Here is a 17,192-nt window from a genome sequence, read left to right as displayed (position 1 = left end):
TCACGAGTTCGAATCTCGTATCCTCCGCCACGGCTGACCAGCCGAAACGAAGACCCCGACTGCGATGCGGCCGGGGTCTTCGCCGTTTCCTGGTCTCAGTAGTCCGCAGGCTTGCTCCCCGCACTCAGGATGCGGACTACGGGACGGGGGCGGGCTCCTCCGGCGCTCGGGTGTCGGTGGGTGTTTCGTCGGGGCCGACGGTGATGCTGCGGCGTTTGGAGATCCACACTGCGGTGATGACGACGGCCAGGGCCACCAGGGCGATAGTCAGCCGGAGGCCGAGGTTGGCGTGCGAGCCGAAGCTGAGTTTGACGATGGCTGGGGCGACCAGAAGGGAGACCAGGTTCATCACCTTCAGCAGCGGGTTGATGGCGGGTCCTGCGGTGTCCTTGAAGGGATCCCCTACGGTGTCACCGATGACGGTGGCGGCGTGGGCGGGGCTGCCCTTGCCTCCGTGGTGGCCGTCCTCGACCAGTTTCTTGGCGTTGTCCCAGGCGCCACCGGAGGTGGCCAGGAAGACGGCCATCAGGGTGCCGGTGCCGATGGCGCCGGCCAGGTAGGAGCCGAGCGAGCCGACGCCGAGGAGGAAGCCCACGGCGATCGGGGCCAGCACGGCGAGCAGACCCGGGGTGGCCAGTTCGCGCAGTGCATCGCGGGTGCAGATGTCCACCACCCGGCCGTACTCGGGCCGCTCGGTGCCGTCCATGATGCCGGGGCGGGTGCGGAACTGGCGACGGACCTCGTAGACCACTGCGCCGGCGGAGCGCGAGACGGCGTTGATGGCCAGGCCGGAGAAGAGGAAGACGACGGCAGCGCCGAGCAGCAGGCCGACCAGGTCGTTGGGCTGGTCGATGGACAGGCTCAGGCTCGAACCGTGGGCGGCCGGGCCGATCTGCGCCTCGGTGGTGTTGATGGCGTCGGTGTAGGAGCCGAACAGCGCGGTGGCGGCAAGCACCGCCGTGGCAATGGCGATGCCCTTGGTGATCGCCTTGGTGGTGTTGCCGACCGCGTCCAGCTCGGTGAGCACCTGCGCGCCGACGCCGGTGACGTCGCCGGACATCTCGGCGATGCCCTGGGCGTTGTCGGAGACGGGGCCGAACGTGTCCATGGCCACGATCACGCCCACGGTGGTCAGCAGCCCGGTGCCGGCCAGCGCGACCGCGAACAGGGACAGGATCAGGGAGCCGCCGCCGAGGAGGTAGGCGCCGTAGACGGCGGCGCCGATGGCCACGGCGGAGTACACGGCCGCTTCCAGGCCGAGCGCGATACCGGAGAGCACCACGGTGGCCGGCCCGGTGAGTGAGGTCTTGCCCACGTCCCGCACCGGTCGGCGGGTGGTCTCGGTGAAGTAGCCGGTCAGCTGCTGGATGGCGGCGGCCAGCACGATCCCGATGGCCACCGCGGCCAGGGCGAAAAGCCGCGGACTGCCCGCGTGCCGGGTGATCTCGGCCGGTACCCCGTGCAGACCGGAGAAGTGGGCCGGCAGGAACGCGAAGACCGCGCCGGCCACCAGGGCGAGCGAGACCACCGCGGAGGCGAAGAACCCGCGGTTGATGGCGGTCATGCCGCTGCGGTCCCCGGGCCGCGGGGAGACCGCCACGATGCCCAGCACTGCGGTGAGCACCCCGATCCCGGGTACTACCAGCGGGAAGGCCAGCCCGAGGTCACCGAAGGCGGCCCTGCCCAGGATCAGCGCGGCGACCAGGGTCACCGCGTAGGACTCGAACAGGTCGGCCGCCATCCCCGCGCAGTCCCCCACGTTGTCGCCCACGTTGTCGGCGATCGTCGCCGCGTTGCGCGGATCGTCCTCCGGGATTCCCTGCTCCACCTTGCCCACCAGGTCCGCGCCGACGTCTGCGGCCTTGGTGAAGATCCCTCCGCCCACCCGCATGAACATCGCCAGCAACGCCGCACCGAAACCGAACCCCTCCAGCACCTTCGGCGCGTTCGTCTGATAGATCAGCACCACTGCGGCCGCCCCCAGCAATCCCAGCCCCACGGTGAACATGCCCACCACCCCGCCGGTGCGGAAGCCGATCCGCATCGCGCGATGCGAGACCGTACGCACCAGCGGTGCCGCCGTCGGCCCCTCCCAATCGCCTGCCGCAGGAACCGGCGGTGTTCCCGCCCGCGCCGCTGCTGCTACCCGCACATTGCTGCGTACGGCCAACTGCATCCCCACGTACCCGGTCGTCGCCGAGAACGCCGCCCCGACCAGGAAGAACACCGAACGCCCCACCCGCTGCCCCCAGTTGTCCGCCGGGAGCAACAGCAGCACGAAAGGCACCACCCCGGCGAACACCCCCAGGGTGCGGAACTGGCGCGCCAGATACGCGTTCGCGCCCTCCTGGATCGCCGCGGCGATCCGCCGCATCGCCGGCGTGCCCTCGTCCGCGGCCAGCACCTGCCTCACCAACACCCAGGCCACCACCAGTGCACCGGCCGCGATCAGCGCGACCACCACCACCAGGGTTCGGCCCGACCCGGTCAGCACAGGTGCCACTTCGGCTGGAGCACCGAGCCGGCTCCGCCCAGGGACAAGCGCGGCGGTGTACTGCACAGCGGATGCGCCGGCGAGATCGAACCCAGCCATTCCGTCCTCCTCGACGTCGTGCTGGTGCGCCGGGCGCACTGAACCGCTCGGCTGCGCGGGCGAGTCGCGCGATCTGCGAATAGCCTGGCTCACTTCGACCGGATCGCTGCCGGAGAATCCCTCGGTGTCGACTCCTGCGGAGTGGCTCTGGCGAACGCGCCGCCCGGGGACAAAGCGGACGAAGCCCTGTTCAGACAGAGGCTAACCCGGGGCGTTGAAGGTCTGCAGAGCTGGAGAGTGCAACCGGGTGGCCGCGATGCGGCCGCGGCTGATCCGCCGGAGAATGAAGACCTGGAGTCGTCGCGGCACCGGACGCCCGGGATCGCGGGAGGAGGCCGACATGGACTTCGAGGTGATCGTCGAGATCCCCCAAGGCTCGCGCAACAAGTACGAGATGGACCATGCAGCCGGGCGGATCCGCCTGGACCGGATGCTGTTCACGGCCACCCGCTACCCAGCGGACTACGGGTTCATCGAAGACACCCTCGGTGGGGACGGCGACCCTCTCGACGCCCTCGTCCTCGTCGGCGAGCCCACCTTTCCGGGATGCGGCATCACGTGTCGCGCCATCGGCATGTTCGTCATGACCGACGAGAAAGGGCCGGACGAGAAAGTGCTCTGCGTGCCCGCTCACGACCCGCGCTTCGCACGGCTGCAGGACATCGACGACATGCCTCCGTTCGACCTGCAGGAGATCACCCACTTCTTCGAGGTCTACAAGGACCTCGAACCCGGAAAATCCGTCGAGGGCTCCCACTGGGAGAACAAGGCCGGCGCCTACGCCGAGATCGAAGCCTCCCGTTCCCGAGCCGCCGCCGCGTAGCGGGTGATCTCCGCCGGTGTCACGGGGAAGCTCTCTGGGTCCTCGGTTCAGCAGCCCGGCGGGCTTGTGCACGGCCGGAAATCTCGTATCCGCCGCCTTTGATCGAAGGCCCGGACCGCTACTTGCGGTCCGGGCCTTCGTCGCTAGTGGCGGGTGATGAGGGCCTGGACGCCGTCGAGGATGCGGTCGAGGCCGAATTGGAGGGAGTCGGTGGCGGCCGGGTCGGCGGTGTCGGGGGCGAAGGCGCCGCCGGTGATGGCGGCGGTGAGGGCGGGGAAGCGGTCGGGGTGGCGGGCGAGGAGGTCGCCGGTGAGGCGGGCCCACTCGCGGCTGTGTTCCTCGTCGAAGTCGAGCAGCTGCTGGACGTGGGTGCGGACGAAGCCGGCGACGAGGACGAAGACCCGGTGCTGCTGGGGGGCGGTCAGGCCGGTGGGGGCGAGGGCGGCGAGGGCGGCGTCGAGCCAGCCGAGCTGGTTGGGGCCCATGAGTTGACGGCGCATCGCGGTGGCGGCGAGCAGCCAGGGGTGGGCGCGGTGGACGGCCTCGGAGCGGCGGGCCCACTCGACGATCTGCGGGCGCCAGCCGGGGCCGGCCGCTGACAGGTCGGGAGCGTCGGCGAGGACGGCCTCCACCATCAGCTCGACCAGTTCGGCCTTGCCGGGCACGTAGCGGTAGAGCGCCATGGCGGACACGCCGAACCGGGCGGCCACCTTGTTCATGGAGACGGCGTCCAGGCCTTCGGCGTCCGCGAGGGCGACCGCGGCCTCGGCGATCCGTCCGGGGGTCAGGCTCGGCTTGGGGCCGCGGGTGGGCCTCTCCTGTTCTCCCCACAGCAGTGCGACGCCCGCGCGCAGGTCGCGCGCCTTCTCCTTGGGCATGAGGCCCTCCCTCTCTGTTCCGGTCCGCCGGGTCCGTTGACACCGACGAGAACTGTATATACCTTAAACGCATCGAACTGCTGACGCCATAAACAGTTGGGGGAACCACCATGCTCGCCACCGTCCTCACCGCCTCCGCCGCCGCCCTCGCCGCCCCGGTCGCCGGTCTGCTCGGCTACCGCGCGCTGAAGCGCCACGCCAACGCCGAGCGGCTGCGCATCACCACGCCGAACGGCATCGACGAGTCCGGGTTCGTCCGCATCGGCGGCATCGACCAGTGGGTCTCGGTCCGCGGCGAGAGCCTCGACAACCCGGTGATCCTGGAGATCCACGGCGGTCCCGGCGCCTCCAACCTGCCCTTCGTCCCGCGGACCCGCGCCTGGGAGCGGCACTTCACGATCGTGCGCTGGGACATCCGCGGCGGCGGCAAGACCTTCGGCCACGGCGGTCCGGCCGGGCAGGGCGAGATGACCCTCGACCGGGTGTACCGGGACGCCCTGGAGGTCACCGAGTACGTCCGCGCCCGGCTCGGCGTCCCGAAGGTGCTGCTGGTCGCCAACTCGATCGGGACCGTCCTCGGCCTCCGCCTCGCCCGCAACCACCCCGAGCTGTACTCGGCCTACGTCGGCACCGACCAGAACGTCCTCGCCGGGGGCCACCGGCACCCCGCGTACGACGCCCTGCTCGACCGCCTCCAGCAGGCCGGCAAGCGCAAGGAGCTGGCCGCCGTCACCGCGATGGGCCCGGACGCCACGGCCTGGAGCACCCACCAGTGGTCGGAGTTCAACAAGCTCGTCGTCACCACCGACCCGCTGACCTTCGACACCATGAAGACGGTGGTGGTCCGCTCGCTCTGGTTCTCGCCCCTGCACACCCTGCGCGAGCTGCGGACCTACCTGAAGGGCATGACCTTCGCCGAGCAGCTCGGCCCGCAGGCGGTGGCGGTCGACGAGTGGGCCGAGGGCACGGAGTTCGCGCTCCCGTTCTTCGTCTTCCAGGGTGACAGCGACGTCCTCACCCCGCCGGAGCCGGCCCGCCGCCTCTTCGACGCCGTCCGCGCCCCGGTCAAGGACTTCGCGCTGATCCGGAACGCCAGCCACTTCGCGTCGTTCCGGGAGCCGGAGCAGTTCCTCGACCTCATGCTCGCCAAGGTCCGCCCGGTCGTCACCGGTGAGCTCGCGGCCCGCTGAGGCAGGGCCGGCCGGAGGGCGCGGGTGTCCGTTTTCTTCAAGACGGACACCCGCGCCCTCCCTACGCTGGCGATCATGAACGCCACACCAGCACCGCAATTCGCCGTCGTCGGCCTCGCCGTCTCCGACCTGGCCGCCTCGATCGCCTTCTACCGGCGGCTCGGGATCGAGTTCCCCGAGGGCGCGGAGCACGAGCCGCACGTCGAGGCCGAGCTGCCGGGCGGGCTGCGCCTGACCCTCGACCCCGAGTCCACCATCCGCGCCTTCCACCCGGCCTGGCGGGCGCCGACCGGCGGCGGGCGGGTCGGACTGGCGTTCCGGTGCGAGAGCCCGGCGCACGTGGACGCGGTGTACGAGGACCTCGTCGGTGCCGGGCACCACGGGGAGTTGAAGCCGTGGGACGCCTTCTGGGGCCAGCGGTACGCCTCCGTGCACGATCCGGACGGCAACGGCGTCGACCTGTTCGCACCGCTGCCCGAGACGGCGGGGTGAGGCGGCACCACTACCCGAGACGGCGGAGCGAGCCGGCGCCGCACCTAGCCCCGCACCAGCGCCGTGAGCGTCATGCCGGCCGACTCCCGTACGTCCCGCGCCAGATGGGCCTGGTCGGCGTAGCCCGTCCGAGCCGCCGTCTCCGCGAAGGGCACGCCGGACCGGGCCAGCGCGAGGGCCCGTTGCAGGCGGAGGATCCGGGCCAGGGTCTTCGGCTCGTAGCCGAAGGCGGCCAGCGAGCGGCGGTGCAGCTGCCGCTCCCCGAGGCCCACCCGCTCGGCCGTGGCCGTGACGGAGCGGCCGGCCGCCAGGGCCGCGACGACCGCCCGGACCAGCGGGTCCGCAGGCTCCGCGTCGGCCGCGAGTCGCAGGGCCAGTTCCTCCAGGGCGGCGGCCGGGTCGGGCGCCGCGTCGATGCGCCCGGTGAGGCGACGCACCTCGGCGCCGGGCCGCAGGTCCGCCAGATCGACCCGCCGGTCCCGCAGCTCGTGCGCGGGCACGCCGAGCAGCGCGGGGGCCGTACCGGGGTAGAAACGGACGCCCGCCCACGGGCCCGGCAGCCCGGGTCCGGGGCGGTACGCGCGGGTGTCCGGCCCGGCGACGAGGAGCCTGCCCTCCGTCCACAGCAGGTCCATGCAGCCGTCGGGCAGCACGGTCGGCCCGGTGTCCCCGGCCGCCCCGCCGTCCGTGCGCCCGACGGCTCGGCGCGTCCACACGACCGCGCCCGGCAGCCGGGACGCGCGCTCTGCGTACGCGGGGGCGCGCTCGGGGACGTACTCGGGAGGCACGTGTCGAGGCTATCCCCGACACCCGCCGGTCAGCCCCGCAGGTGCCGCAGGACCGAGGCGGACGCCCGGGTGAGGGCATCGCGGACCTCGTCGATGTGGTCGACCACCTCGAAGCCGTGGTGGCCGTTCGGGACGTCGATCAGCTCCAGCTCGGCCTTGTGCTCCTGCGCCGCCGCCACGAACTGCTCGACGGTCACCGCGAAGGCCGCCGCCTCCAGCCCGGCCCGGGTCAGGACGATCGGCAGCCGGCCCGCCCCCGCGACCGCCTCGACCGGACGGAAGCGCCGGTCGACGGCCTCCCAGCCGGGCATGGGCGCGAGGATCGGGTAGCTCGCGGCGAGGCAGCGCAGCCAGGACGGCGGCGCGGCCAGCCAGTCGGTGGTCAGCAGGCCGCCGCCGGAGAAGAACCAGATCGCGATCCGGTCGCCGTCCACTCGCGGGTGCGCGCGCAGCGCCTCGACGGCCGTGGCGAGGTCCTCGGCGGCCTGCGGGTAGGAGTGCAGGTCGTGCAGCCGATGCTCGACGGTCGCCCCGACGACGCCGAGGCTCGCCGCGTACCGGCCGTAGCCGACGTAAATCGGCCAGTCGCGCGGGGTGGGGTCGAGGTCGGCGGGGACGGGGCCGCCGTGGACGAACAGCACGGCGGGCTGCGGGGTGTCGGTGCCGGAAGTCTCCGGCAGGTACAGGTCGAGGTTGCCGATCCGCTCGTGCGCGCTGTCCGGCAGCGGGTGCTCCGGCGTGTCCAGGATGTGCGGGCGCACGAAGGCGGGCATCTCGGTGGCAGGCGGCGGGGCGATCCGGTGCCCCTCGCCGGCGGCGGCCCGGAGCAGGACGTCGGCCAGTTCGTCGGGGCGGGAGAGCATCGGCCAGTGGCCGGTGTCGAGGTCGAAGAAGCCCACCCGGGGGTCGGCCAGGAACCTGAACTGCGGCATGCCGGAGCCGACGATGGCCTCGATGGTGGCGATGCTGGTGCCGCCCGCGGTGCAGAGGATGCCGGAGGTCGGCACCGCGGCGACCGCGCCGGACAGCCGCAGCGGCTCGGTGAGGGTGGCGACCGGCTGCGCGGCGGCCAGCCCGGTGAGCCGGTCCAGCGCCTCGGCGGAGAGGCCCGCGATGCTCCCCCAGCGGTGCCACTCGCCGCGGCCGGGGGCCGGGAGGAGACCGTCCGCGGGCGTGCGGGCCGGGTCGAGCAGCAGCTCGCGGACCGTCTGGTCCGGGACCAGCTGGACGGCCCGGTCGCCGTCCTGCGGCAGGCCGGCGTCCAGGTAGACGATCCGGGTGAGCCGGTCCGCCCGCCGGTCGGCGGCGCCGAGCACCGGGTGGATGCCGTACTCGTGGCCGACCAGGACGAGTTCGGGGTCGGCCGCCGCGTCGATCAGGCGGAGAACGTCCTCGATGTGGGTCTCCAGGCCGATCCGGGTCTCCGGGCGGGCGTCACCGTTGTTGGTGAGGTTCGCCTCGTGCACCTCGGCGCCCGCCTCCCGGAGCCGGGCGCTCACCTCCCGCCAGATCCAGCCCCCGGTGAAGTGGCCCGGTACCAGCACGAATGCAGTCATGATCGTCTCCTCGTGGTTCGTGATCACCCGTCCGACCCCCGTGCGGCCGGGCTCGCAGGTACCGTAGGAACTCCCCCTGAGGGAGGTTCAAGCCGTGCCACCAGCCATCCTGTGGAGCATCGGTGAACTCGCGGAACACGCGGGCGTCACCGTCAAGACCGTCCGCTTCTACTCCGACCGCGGCCTGCTGCCCGAGGCCGGCCGCAGCTCCGGCGGCCACCGCCGGTACGGGCCCGAGGCGCTCGACCGGCTGCGGCTGATCCGTTCCCTGCGCACGCTCGACCTGCCGGTCCCCGAGGTGGGCCGGTTGCTGGAGCAGGACGAGGTGCTGGGGGACGCCCTGGAGGACGCGGTGGCCCGGCAGTTGCGTGAGCTCGGTTCCCAACTCACCGCCCTGCGCTGGCGGGAGGCCGCCCTGCAGCTGCTGCGCGACTGCCCGCCCGAGGAGCGCGCCGACCGGCTCACCCTGATCGGCGGGCTGACCACCCCGCCCGACACCACCGCGCTGGCCCGGTTCTGGCGCCGCGCGCTGCCACCCAGGATGCCGGCCGAACTGACGGCCGCGATCGTCGATGCCGCCGTCCCGCAGCCCCCGGCCGACCCGGCGCCCACCCAGGTGCTGGCCTTCGCCCGGCTGAACGCGCTCGCCGCCCGCGGCTGCTCCGGCGGCAGCCACTCCCCCACCGGCAAGACCAGCTGCCCGAACGAACTCGCCCGCACCGACGCCGAGTACCGGCCCGCCGTGCTCTACCAGGGCCTCGCCGAGGCGTACGACCTGGCCTCGGCGGAACTGCGGGCCGGACAGGACCCGCGCGACGGCGCGGCGCTCGACAGCTTCGTCGCCGCCCACGCCGCCTCCCGCTCCACCCGGGACACCCCGGCGTTCCGCCGCCGGCTCGGGGTCATGCTCACCGTCACCGACGATCCGGTGATCGCCCGGTACTGGGAGCTCGCCGGCGAGCTCACCACGCCGGACGACCCCACCCTCGGCAGCGCGCACACGTGGCTGCGCACCGCGCTGGACGGGCAGTTGACGGCGACGCCCGACGAGCCGATGGCCCCGGCCGCGTGAAGCAGCCGGGGCCATACGGGAGTTCGGGGATCAGCGGGTGGCCTGCACCGGCTGTACGCGACCGAGGTGAACCCGGACACCACCGATGCCCGGGACACCGGCTTCGCGGCGGCGTGCGGCTGATCCTGGACGGGATCGAGGCCACCCGGCAGGCGCGGCAGGCAGGTTGAGCGCCAGGCCTAACCCATCGTCTTCGCGCCGTCCAGCGACTCCCGGATGATGTCCGCGTGCCCGGCGTGCTGCGCGGTCTCGGCGATCACGTGCAGCAGCACCCGCCGCACCGACCAGCTCGCCCCGGGCTCGAACCAGGGCGCCTGCGGCAGCGGGTGGGCGAGATCGAGGTCGGGCAGGGTCAGGACCAGCGCGTCGGTCTCCCGCGTCACCCGCTCGTAGTCGGCGAGCAGCCCGGCCAGCGTCTCCCCGTCCGTCATCCGGAACTGGGCCGCCCAGTCGCCGTGCCCACTGCCGCCGCGCCGCATCCCCTCGGCGCCGCCGACCGCGAACCGCAGCCAGCGCGCCTCGACCCCGGCGACGTGCTTGATCAGGCCGCCCAGGCACAGCCCACTGGCCGTGGTGCACCGGGCGGCCTGCTCGTCGGTGAGGTCGCGGACGGTGAACCGCAGGAAGCCCCGGTGCTTGCCGAGCGTCTCGACCAGGTCCTCCCGCTCGCCCATCAGGCGTCCGCCAGGGTGGGCAGGTCGCCGGCGGTCCTGCCGACGTCGATGATCCCGAAGGCCGCGCCCTGCGGGTCGCCGACCACCGCGAACCGGCCGAACGGGCTGTCCATCGGCTCCATGTGCACCGTGCCGCCGCCCGCCCGCAGCCGCTCGATCGCCGCGTCGGTGTCGTCCACCGCGAAGTACACGCTCACGTACGAGGGCACCTCGGGCGGCAGGTCGTCCGGGCCCATGGCCATCCGGCCGAGCACCGGCTGCTCGCCGACCCGGAAGATCTTGTAGTCGACCTGCTCGGTGTCCATCTTCTGCACGCCGTACGGGAAGACCGCCGGGAAGAACCCGTCCGCCTTGGCCGGGTCGCGGGTCACCACCTCGGCCCAGGTGTACGAGCCGGGCGCGCCCTGCTTCTCGAAGCCCTCGTGCGTACCGGCCTGCCAGACGCCGAACGCGACGCCACCCGGGTCCTTGGCGATCACCATCGTGCCGAACTCGCCTACCTGCATCGGGCCCATCAGCACCTCGCCGCCGTTGCCGCGGATCTTCTCGGCGGTGGCGGCGGCGTCCGGCGAGGAGAGGTACAGGCACCAGGCGGACGGGGCCTGCCCGCCGTCCGGGCCGGGCATCGGCGGCACGATGGCGGCGACCGCCTTGCCGTCCGAGTAGGCCTGCGTGTAGTTGCCGTACTCCGACGAGCTCTCGCCGAAGGTCCAGCCCAGGACGTCGCCGTAGAAGGTCTTGGCGCCCTCCAGGTCGGTGAACATCGCGTCGGCCCAGCAGGGTGTGCCCTCAGGTAGCGCGGCCATCTCTCTGCCCTCTCATGTGGCGGAATGCGCGTTTTGCCCCCGTTCGGCCACCCTAGCCAGTCCGCTGCTCCTCCGCTCCTCCGCGCGCCCGTGTCTTCCGCGCGCCCATAGCGGCCCACGCGCGCCCGTGAACGCCTCCGCACGCCCGCGGACGCAGCGCGGCCCGCCGGGTCGTCCCCGGCGGGCCGCGCACCTCCGTACCCCGTGCCGCTACCCGAGCGCCACCTATCCGAGCGCCGCCACCCCGGCGGCCGAAGCGGGCAGCAGCGGGCGGGCACCGGCCGTCCCCAGCCCGGTCGGCCCGAGCGACAGGCTTCCCGCCGGGCCGGCACTCACCGGCTCCGCCACCTCACCCAGGAAGTGCCGCTTCAGGGCCTCCTCGGTGTACCGGTGGCACTCCTTGTGCCAGATCAGGATGCCCGCGAGCCAGTTCTCCAGCTCCTTCACGTACCCGTCGAGCATCTCCCTGGCCGCCGGCTCCAGCGCGAAGTCGTCGTACAGGACGGGGAGTTCCTTCCGGGCGACGTGCTGGAACTGCGCGAGCCGCGAGTGCATCAGGTCGTCGACGATCCGGACGGCCGACGGGTAGTCGCAGTTGAAGAAGTTCTGCACCACCAGGACCGAGTTGTGCACCTCGCCCTCGTACTCGATCTCCTTCTGGTACGAGAAGAGGTCGTTCATCATGCAGGCGTAGTCGGCGGCCGAGTTCTCCAGCGAGCGCATCGAGCCGTGCTCGTAGACGGCGGGCGGGACGACCTGCCCGTGGCCGATCCGGCTCAGGCTCATGGTGAGGTCGGAGCCGAAGGTGGCCCGGCGCATCTCCAGGTAGTCCACCGGGTCCGGGATGCGGTTCTGCACCTGGTTGTTGAGCTCCCAGATCCAGCTGAGCGTCATGTCCTCGACGGCCTTGCGGAAGGTCCGCCGGGCGCCGACGGTCATCGGGCCGGCGGTCCGCTCCCAGACGTCGGCCAGGCCGCGCTCCAGCGCGTTGGCCGGCTCCGCGGCGGGGCTGTCGCCGTCGACCGGCATGAACAGCGACAGCCGCTCGTTGGCGACCTTGGCGCCGGCGAGGTCGCGGGTGCGTCCGTAGACCTTCGGGAAGTAGTCGTCGGCCCAGGTGCCCCAGAGCAACCAGGCCGAGCCGATGTCGAGTTGGTCGGCGGTGGCGTCCGGGTGGATGCCTGCCGCGCAGAGCGGGAGGTCGTAGTCGCGCGTGGACTCGACGGTCCAGACGGCGGACCCGGGCAGGCCCGGCAGGTCGTCCAGGAGGCCCATCCGCTGGGCCCATGCGACCGCGCGGTCCCGTGCGCCGTCCAGGTGCGGGCTCAACGCGACGGAGAACGGCAGGTCGAACGTGGGCAGTTGGGACGGTCCGACACGCTGGAACGGCACGTGGCTGTGCGAACGGGCCCGCCGCACCGCCGGATCGACGACGCCCGGCCCGACGCCCGGCCCGGCGGGGGCACTGCTCATCGCCCCGGTGCGCAGGATGTCCAGCGCCGAGGTGCCGATCCCGCCGATCGCGAACGGGTCCCACCAGTTGCCCGCCTCGGCCGGCGTGTCCGCCCCGGCCGCCGCGCCGGCGCCGTTCATGCCCGCGCCGTTCATGTAGCGGCTGGACCGCATGTGCCACTCGTGGCCGCCGGACTGCCAGTCCTGCAGACCCTTGACGTACGCCATCACCCGGGCGCGGCCCTCCGGGTCGAGCCCGGTCTCGGCGAACAGCACGGGCAGCTCGGTGAACACGGTGTTCTCGAACTGCTGGAGCCGCGAGGTGAGCAGGTCGTTGACGGCCTCGGCGGCCTCCTGGGTGGAGCACTCCAGGAACTTCTCCAGCACCAGGATCCCGTTGCTGAGCTCGCCCTCGTCCTCCACCTCCCGCTGGTACGAGAAGATGTCGTTGCGCAGGTGCACGCCGTCGGCGAAGGCGTCCATCAGCACCCGCAGCGCGCGCGTACCCGAAACCTCCTTCGGCACCTCGGCGTTGGCCGCGTACTCGACCAGCTGGGCGGACCACGGCGCGCCGCCGACCTTGCGGCGCATCTCGATGTACTCGACCGGGTTGGCGACCCGCCCGGCGTCGATGTTGGCGAGCTCCCACAGCGACTCGTTGAGCAGGTTCCGGGTGCTGGTGGCGAACCGGATCCGCCAGTCCTCGCCCATCGCCGGCACGGTGCGCCGCCACAGGTCGGCCAGGCCCGCCTCGACCGGGTTCGCCGGCTCGGGCATCGGGGCGGCCGGGTCGGCCGGCATGAACAGCGGCAGCCGGTCGAGGTGCGCCTTGCCGCCCTCGCGGTCGTTGGTGCGCTTGTACATGTCGAGGAAGTGGTCGTCGAAGAAGAAGACCCACACGTACCAGTCGGTGACCAGCGACAGCGCCTCGGCGGAGGCGTCGGGGTGGGTGTAGGCACAGAGCAGGCCGTAGTCGTGGGCGTCCAGGTCGGCCCGTTCCCAGATGCCGGACCCCTCCAGCATGCCCATCTCCCCGGCCCACACGGAGGAGTGGGCCCGGGCCTGGTCGAGATGGGGGTTGCGGCGTGCCGGGTGCGGCACGTAGAAGGACGGCAGTTCGAACGGCTGGGTCACGGCGGGCGAGCCTTTCTGGACGCGTCGATTGGACCAAGAATGACCCGCGGCCCCCGCCCGGCATCGACACAACAGGAACAGTCATATGAGATGACCCACTTGCTCGAACCCTCGGTCGAACTGCCGCCCGAGCGAACGGTTCACGGTGGCTCATCTGTACGGAGGTTGCCCGCCCCCACCCGCGACCCCACTCAGAACCACCCGCCCGGCCGAGCGTGAGCAATCATCCCGAGCGCCGCCCTTCCCCCACGCACACCGTCCCGCCGACGGTCCGGCCCTCCCGATGCGGGGGCAAAAATGCTCCTCCCACAGCGCGAGTTGGGGCCGGGCGGGCCCAACAACCGCTACGCCAACGAACAAACCAGCTGCGCCAAGGCACCGATCATCAAGACTTCCCCTCCTACGGGCGTGTTGACCGCCGCCGCCCCCGCCGCTTCGACCAGACTGGGCGCCGACCCGAGTCATCAACTCCGAGGAGGGCCCATGAACGTCACCGTTCGGCTCGCACAGCAGCCCGAGGCCGACGAACTGCTCGGACGCAGTGCGCTCGCCGCGCTCGTCGGCATGCTGTTGGACCAACAGGTGCCCATGGAATGGGCGTTCACCGGTCCGCTGACGATCGCTCAGCGGCTCAAACGGGACGACCTGGACGCCCACGAGATCGCCACGTACAACCCCGAGGAGTTCGTCGCCCTGCTCTCCGCGAAGCCGGCCGTGCACCGCTACCCGGCGGCGATGGCCAAGCGGGTGCAGCAGCTCTGCCAGTTCCTCGTGGCGCAGTACGACGGCGACGCCGCCGCGCTGTGGAAGAACGTCAGGACCGGCAAGGAGCTGCTCAGCCGGCTCAACGCCCTGCCCGGATTCGGCAAGCAGAAGTCGCAGATCTTCCTCGCGCTCCTCGGCAAGCAGTACGGCGTGCGCCCCGAGGGCTGGCGCGAGGCGGCGGGCGCGTACGGCGACGAGGGCTCGCACCGCTCGGTCGCGGACATCACCGGCCCCGAATCCCTGGACCTGGTACGGGCGTTCAAGCAGGAGGTGAAGCGCGCCGCGAAGGAGGCGAAGGCCACCGCCAAGGTCCGTTGAGCCGGCCTCAGGCCGCGAGCCTGCGCTCGTCCGCGTCCGCCAGCCAGAAGTACACCGGCGGCAGGCCGAGTTCGAGCGCGGCCAGCACCGCCTGGAACGCGCCCGGCCAACCCGTCGCGGCGAGCGACAGCAGCCGCCCGATCCCGCCGAGCAGGAAGACGCCGGCCAGCCACCGGACCGCCCGCGCCGGGATAGGCGCCTGCCGTACGGCCCACAGCCAGGCGGCGCCGTACCCGGCGAAGACCGCGCCCATGAAGCGGCCCCAGCTGTCGATCGTCGCGCCGGCGTGTTCCTCGCCGGGGAGCGCGAGGTTGCCCAGCAGCACGTGTTCGAGGCCGATGGCCACGCACGCGATCCCCATCGTCCAGGCGAGCACCCGCAGTGCCTTGGCCATGTCGCACCCACCCCATCGCCTTAGTTGACATGCGTCTACTAAATTAGGGACCCGCTAGTAGACACGTGTCAAGTAGCCTGAACCCGTGCCACCACGCCAGCGCCTCACCCCAGCCGACCGCCGTGCCCAGCTCCTCGCCGTCGGCGCCCGGCTCTTCGCCGCCCGCCCGTACGAGGAGGTGCTGATGGAGGACGTCGCCGAGCAGGCGGGCGTCTCGCGCGCCCTGCTCTACCGGCACTTCCCCGGCAAGCGCGACCTCTTCGCCACGGTCTACCGGGAGGCCGCCGACCGGCTCCTCGCCAAGTCCCGCTTCGACCCGGCCGACACGCTGGTCGAGCAGCTCGTCGAGGGCATGGACGCGCACCTCGACTACTTCGTCGAGAATCGCCACGCCGTCCTCGCCGCCAACCGTGTGCTGGCCGGCGACCCGGTGATCCAGACGATCACGACGAACGAACTCGACGCCCTCCGCGCCCGCCTGCTCGGCGTACTCCCCCTCGCGGACGAGAGCTCGCGCGCGGCCGTGTCCCAAGTCCTGCGCAGCTGGCTGGTGTTCGTCCAGGTGCTGGTCGTCGACTGGCTCACCAAGGAGACCTGCACCCGCACCGAACTGCGCGACGCCTGCATCGGCGCGTGCATCGGCGCCCTCCGCCCGCTGCTCCCGGTCGACCCGGCCCCGGACTGGCCACACTGACAGACCCGAAAACCGATGAACAGCACCGGGCCCCGGCCGCGCATCGCGACCGGGGCCCACCAGCATCCGTCGGACCGGCTCAGGCCAGCGCCGGCTCCCGCTCCTCCGCCGCCTCGCCCGAAGCAGCCACCGCGACCGCCTTCCGCCGCGGCAGCGCGAACATCAGCAGGAACACCACCACCAGCACCCCCGCGACCCACCACATCGCGTGGACGAAGGCCCCACCGAACGCGTCCCCCACCGCCTGCGGCGCGACCACGTCGTCCATCGCGCCGAAGAACGCCACCGACACCAGTCCGAGCCCGAGCGCGTTCCCCACCTGCTGCACGGTGTTGATCAGGCCCGACGCCGACCCGGCGTGCTCGCGCGGCACCTCCGCCAGGATCGCGTCCGTGATCGGCGCGACGATCAGCCCCATCCCGAGGCCCATCACCACCAGCGGCAGCGCCATCTGCCAGGGCGCGATCGCCGTCCCGTACCGGTCCGCCTCCCAGATGTACGTCAGCACGCCCGCCGCCATCACCAGCGCGCCCGCCTGGAGCACCTTCCGCCCGAACCGCGGCACCAGCTTCTGCACGGACAGCCCGGCCGCCGTGGAGACCGCGAGCGAGAACGGGATGCCGGTGGTCCCGGCCTTCAGCGGGCTCCAGCCGAGTCCCATCTGCATGTAGAGGGTCCACACCAGGAAGAAGATCCCGCAGACCACGCCGAAGGTGAGCTGGACCCCGATGCCGGCCGCGAAGGACTTGACCCGGAACAGCGACAGCTCCACCAGCGGCGAGCCGTCCCGCCGCGCCTTGACCTTCTCGTACGCCACGAACAGCGCGAACACCACCAGGCTGCCGGCCATCGACAGATACCCCCAGAGCGGCCAGCCGGCCTCCCGCCCGTGCGTCAGCGGGTAGATCAGCATCAGCAGGCCGAGGCTCGCCAGGGCCACGCCCACCAGGTCCAGCTTCAGCGCCTGCTCGGCCTTGGACTCGCTGATGAAGCGGCGGCCGAGCAGCACGCCGGCGAGGCCCACCGGCAGGTTGATCAGGAAGATCGGCCGCCAGGCCAGGCCGAACAGGTCCCACTCGGTGAGCAGCGCGCCGATCAGCGGGCCGGACACGGCGCCCAGCCCGACCACCGCGCCGAACATCCCGAACACCTTGCCGCGCTCCTCCGCCGGGAAGGTCGCGTGGATGATCGAGAGCACCTGCGGCACCATCAGCGACGCCGTCAGGCCCTGCAGCACCCGCATCCCGACCAGCATCTCCGGGCCGGCGGCCAGGCCGCACAGCGCGGACGCGAGCGTGAACCCGCCGATCCCGATCAGGAACAGCCGCTTCCGGCCGTAGATGTCCCCCAGCCGGCCACCAGTGATCAGCCCGATCGCGAAGGCCAGCGCGTACCCGCCGGTCACCCACTGGATGGCGCTGAAGGAGGCGCCGGTGTCCTGCTGGATGCTCGGGATGGCGATGTTGACGATGGTCACGTCCACCAGGTCCATGAAGGAGGCGACCATCACGATCGCCAGCGCGATCCACCTCCGCCGGTCGGCGTCCACGGTCTTCATCACTT

The 17,192-nt window shown here is 72.1% G+C and carries 15 protein-coding genes; 6 read left to right on the top strand and 9 right to left on the bottom strand.

Translation table 11 applies throughout. The features are described 5' to 3' along the window. Nucleotides 1–136 precede the first annotated feature (136 nt). Nucleotides 137–2,593 carry a sodium-translocating pyrophosphatase gene (locus tag KV557_RS31730; protein WP_218205007.1) on the bottom strand — a complete coding sequence of 819 codons (2,457 nt, stop codon included), beginning with the start codon at nt 2,591–2,593 and terminating at the stop codon, nt 137–139. A 340-nt stretch (nt 2,594–2,933) separates the two neighbouring features. Between KV557_RS31730 and KV557_RS31725 the strand changes: the two genes are divergently transcribed. Continuing rightward, on the top strand, nt 2,934–3,416 hold the full coding sequence (locus tag KV557_RS31725) for an inorganic diphosphatase (protein WP_218205006.1): 483 nt from the start codon (nt 2,934–2,936) through the stop codon (nt 3,414–3,416). A gap of 143 nt (nt 3,417–3,559) precedes the next feature. Here KV557_RS31725 and KV557_RS31720 read toward each other — a convergent pair whose 3' ends face one another. Beyond that, nucleotides 3,560–4,294: a TetR/AcrR family transcriptional regulator gene (locus KV557_RS31720; RefSeq protein WP_218205005.1), complete on the bottom strand. Its 735-nt coding sequence runs from the start codon at nt 4,292–4,294 to the stop codon at nt 3,560–3,562. Between the two features lie 110 nt (nt 4,295–4,404). On the opposite strand from KV557_RS31720, the gene KV557_RS31715 reads away from it, so the two are divergent. Then, on the top strand, nt 4,405–5,484 hold the full coding sequence (locus KV557_RS31715; RefSeq protein WP_218205004.1) for an alpha/beta hydrolase: 1,080 nt from the start codon (nt 4,405–4,407) through the stop codon (nt 5,482–5,484). Nucleotides 5,485–5,559: 75 nt separating this feature from the next. Beyond that, nucleotides 5,560–5,976, top strand: coding sequence for a VOC family protein (locus tag KV557_RS31710; RefSeq protein ID WP_218205003.1), 417 nt, complete (start codon nt 5,560–5,562; stop codon nt 5,974–5,976). A 44-nt stretch (nt 5,977–6,020) separates the two neighbouring features. Here KV557_RS31710 and KV557_RS31705 read toward each other — a convergent pair whose 3' ends face one another. Then, the gene (locus KV557_RS31705) at nt 6,021–6,764 is read right to left on the bottom strand and encodes a helix-turn-helix domain-containing protein (RefSeq protein WP_218205002.1); all 744 of its coding nucleotides are present in this window, start codon (nt 6,762–6,764) and stop codon (nt 6,021–6,023) included. A 29-nt stretch (nt 6,765–6,793) separates the two neighbouring features. Further along, nucleotides 6,794–8,320: an alpha/beta hydrolase gene (locus KV557_RS31700; protein ID WP_218205001.1), complete on the bottom strand. Its 1,527-nt coding sequence runs from the start codon at nt 8,318–8,320 to the stop codon at nt 6,794–6,796. Between the two features lie 94 nt (nt 8,321–8,414). Between KV557_RS31700 and KV557_RS31695 the strand changes: the two genes are divergently transcribed. Further along, the gene (locus KV557_RS31695) at nt 8,415–9,392 is read left to right on the top strand and encodes a helix-turn-helix domain-containing protein (RefSeq protein WP_308130168.1); all 978 of its coding nucleotides are present in this window, start codon (nt 8,415–8,417) and stop codon (nt 9,390–9,392) included. Between the two features lie 179 nt (nt 9,393–9,571). On the opposite strand, the gene KV557_RS31690 is transcribed toward KV557_RS31695, so the two are convergent. From KV557_RS31690 to KV557_RS31680, 3 genes are all read right to left on the bottom strand, one after another. Further along, on the bottom strand, nt 9,572–10,066 hold the full coding sequence (locus KV557_RS31690; RefSeq protein ID WP_218205000.1) for a DinB family protein: 495 nt from the start codon (nt 10,064–10,066) through the stop codon (nt 9,572–9,574). Next, nucleotides 10,066–10,872 carry a VOC family protein gene (locus KV557_RS31685; protein WP_218204999.1) on the bottom strand — a complete coding sequence of 269 codons (807 nt, stop codon included), beginning with the start codon at nt 10,870–10,872 and terminating at the stop codon, nt 10,066–10,068. The genes KV557_RS31690 and KV557_RS31685 overlap by 1 nt, the downstream gene beginning before the upstream one ends. Before the next feature lie 225 nt (nt 10,873–11,097). After that, nucleotides 11,098–13,458 carry a terpene synthase family protein gene (locus KV557_RS31680; protein WP_218204998.1) on the bottom strand — a complete coding sequence of 787 codons (2,361 nt, stop codon included), beginning with the start codon at nt 13,456–13,458 and terminating at the stop codon, nt 11,098–11,100. 483 nt (nt 13,459–13,941) lie between these two features. On the opposite strand from KV557_RS31680, the gene KV557_RS31675 reads away from it, so the two are divergent. After that, nucleotides 13,942–14,541 (top strand): HhH-GPD-type base excision DNA repair protein, encoded by a 600-nt coding sequence (locus tag KV557_RS31675; protein WP_218204997.1) that lies wholly within the window; start codon nt 13,942–13,944, stop codon nt 14,539–14,541. Between the two features lie 7 nt (nt 14,542–14,548). Here KV557_RS31675 and KV557_RS31670 read toward each other — a convergent pair whose 3' ends face one another. Then, complete coding sequence (locus KV557_RS31670; protein ID WP_218204996.1) at nt 14,549–14,935, bottom strand: DUF4345 domain-containing protein; 387 nt, start codon at nt 14,933–14,935, stop codon at nt 14,549–14,551. Nucleotides 14,936–15,020: 85 nt separating this feature from the next. Between KV557_RS31670 and KV557_RS31665 the strand changes: the two genes are divergently transcribed. After that, nucleotides 15,021–15,629 carry a TetR/AcrR family transcriptional regulator gene (locus KV557_RS31665; RefSeq protein ID WP_218204995.1) on the top strand — a complete coding sequence of 203 codons (609 nt, stop codon included), beginning with the start codon at nt 15,021–15,023 and terminating at the stop codon, nt 15,627–15,629. 79 nt (nt 15,630–15,708) lie between these two features. Here KV557_RS31665 and KV557_RS31660 read toward each other — a convergent pair whose 3' ends face one another. Next, on the bottom strand, nt 15,709–17,187 hold the full coding sequence (locus KV557_RS31660; RefSeq protein WP_218204994.1) for an MFS transporter: 1,479 nt from the start codon (nt 17,185–17,187) through the stop codon (nt 15,709–15,711). Nucleotides 17,188–17,192 lie beyond the last annotated feature (5 nt).

Source organism: Kitasatospora aureofaciens (assembly GCF_019192735.1).
Classification (GTDB): Bacteria; Actinomycetota; Actinomycetes; order Streptomycetales; family Streptomycetaceae; genus Kitasatospora; species Kitasatospora aureofaciens_A.
The sequence above is the reverse complement of the archived record's forward strand: the minus strand, read 5'-3'. Positions and strand labels throughout refer to the sequence as shown.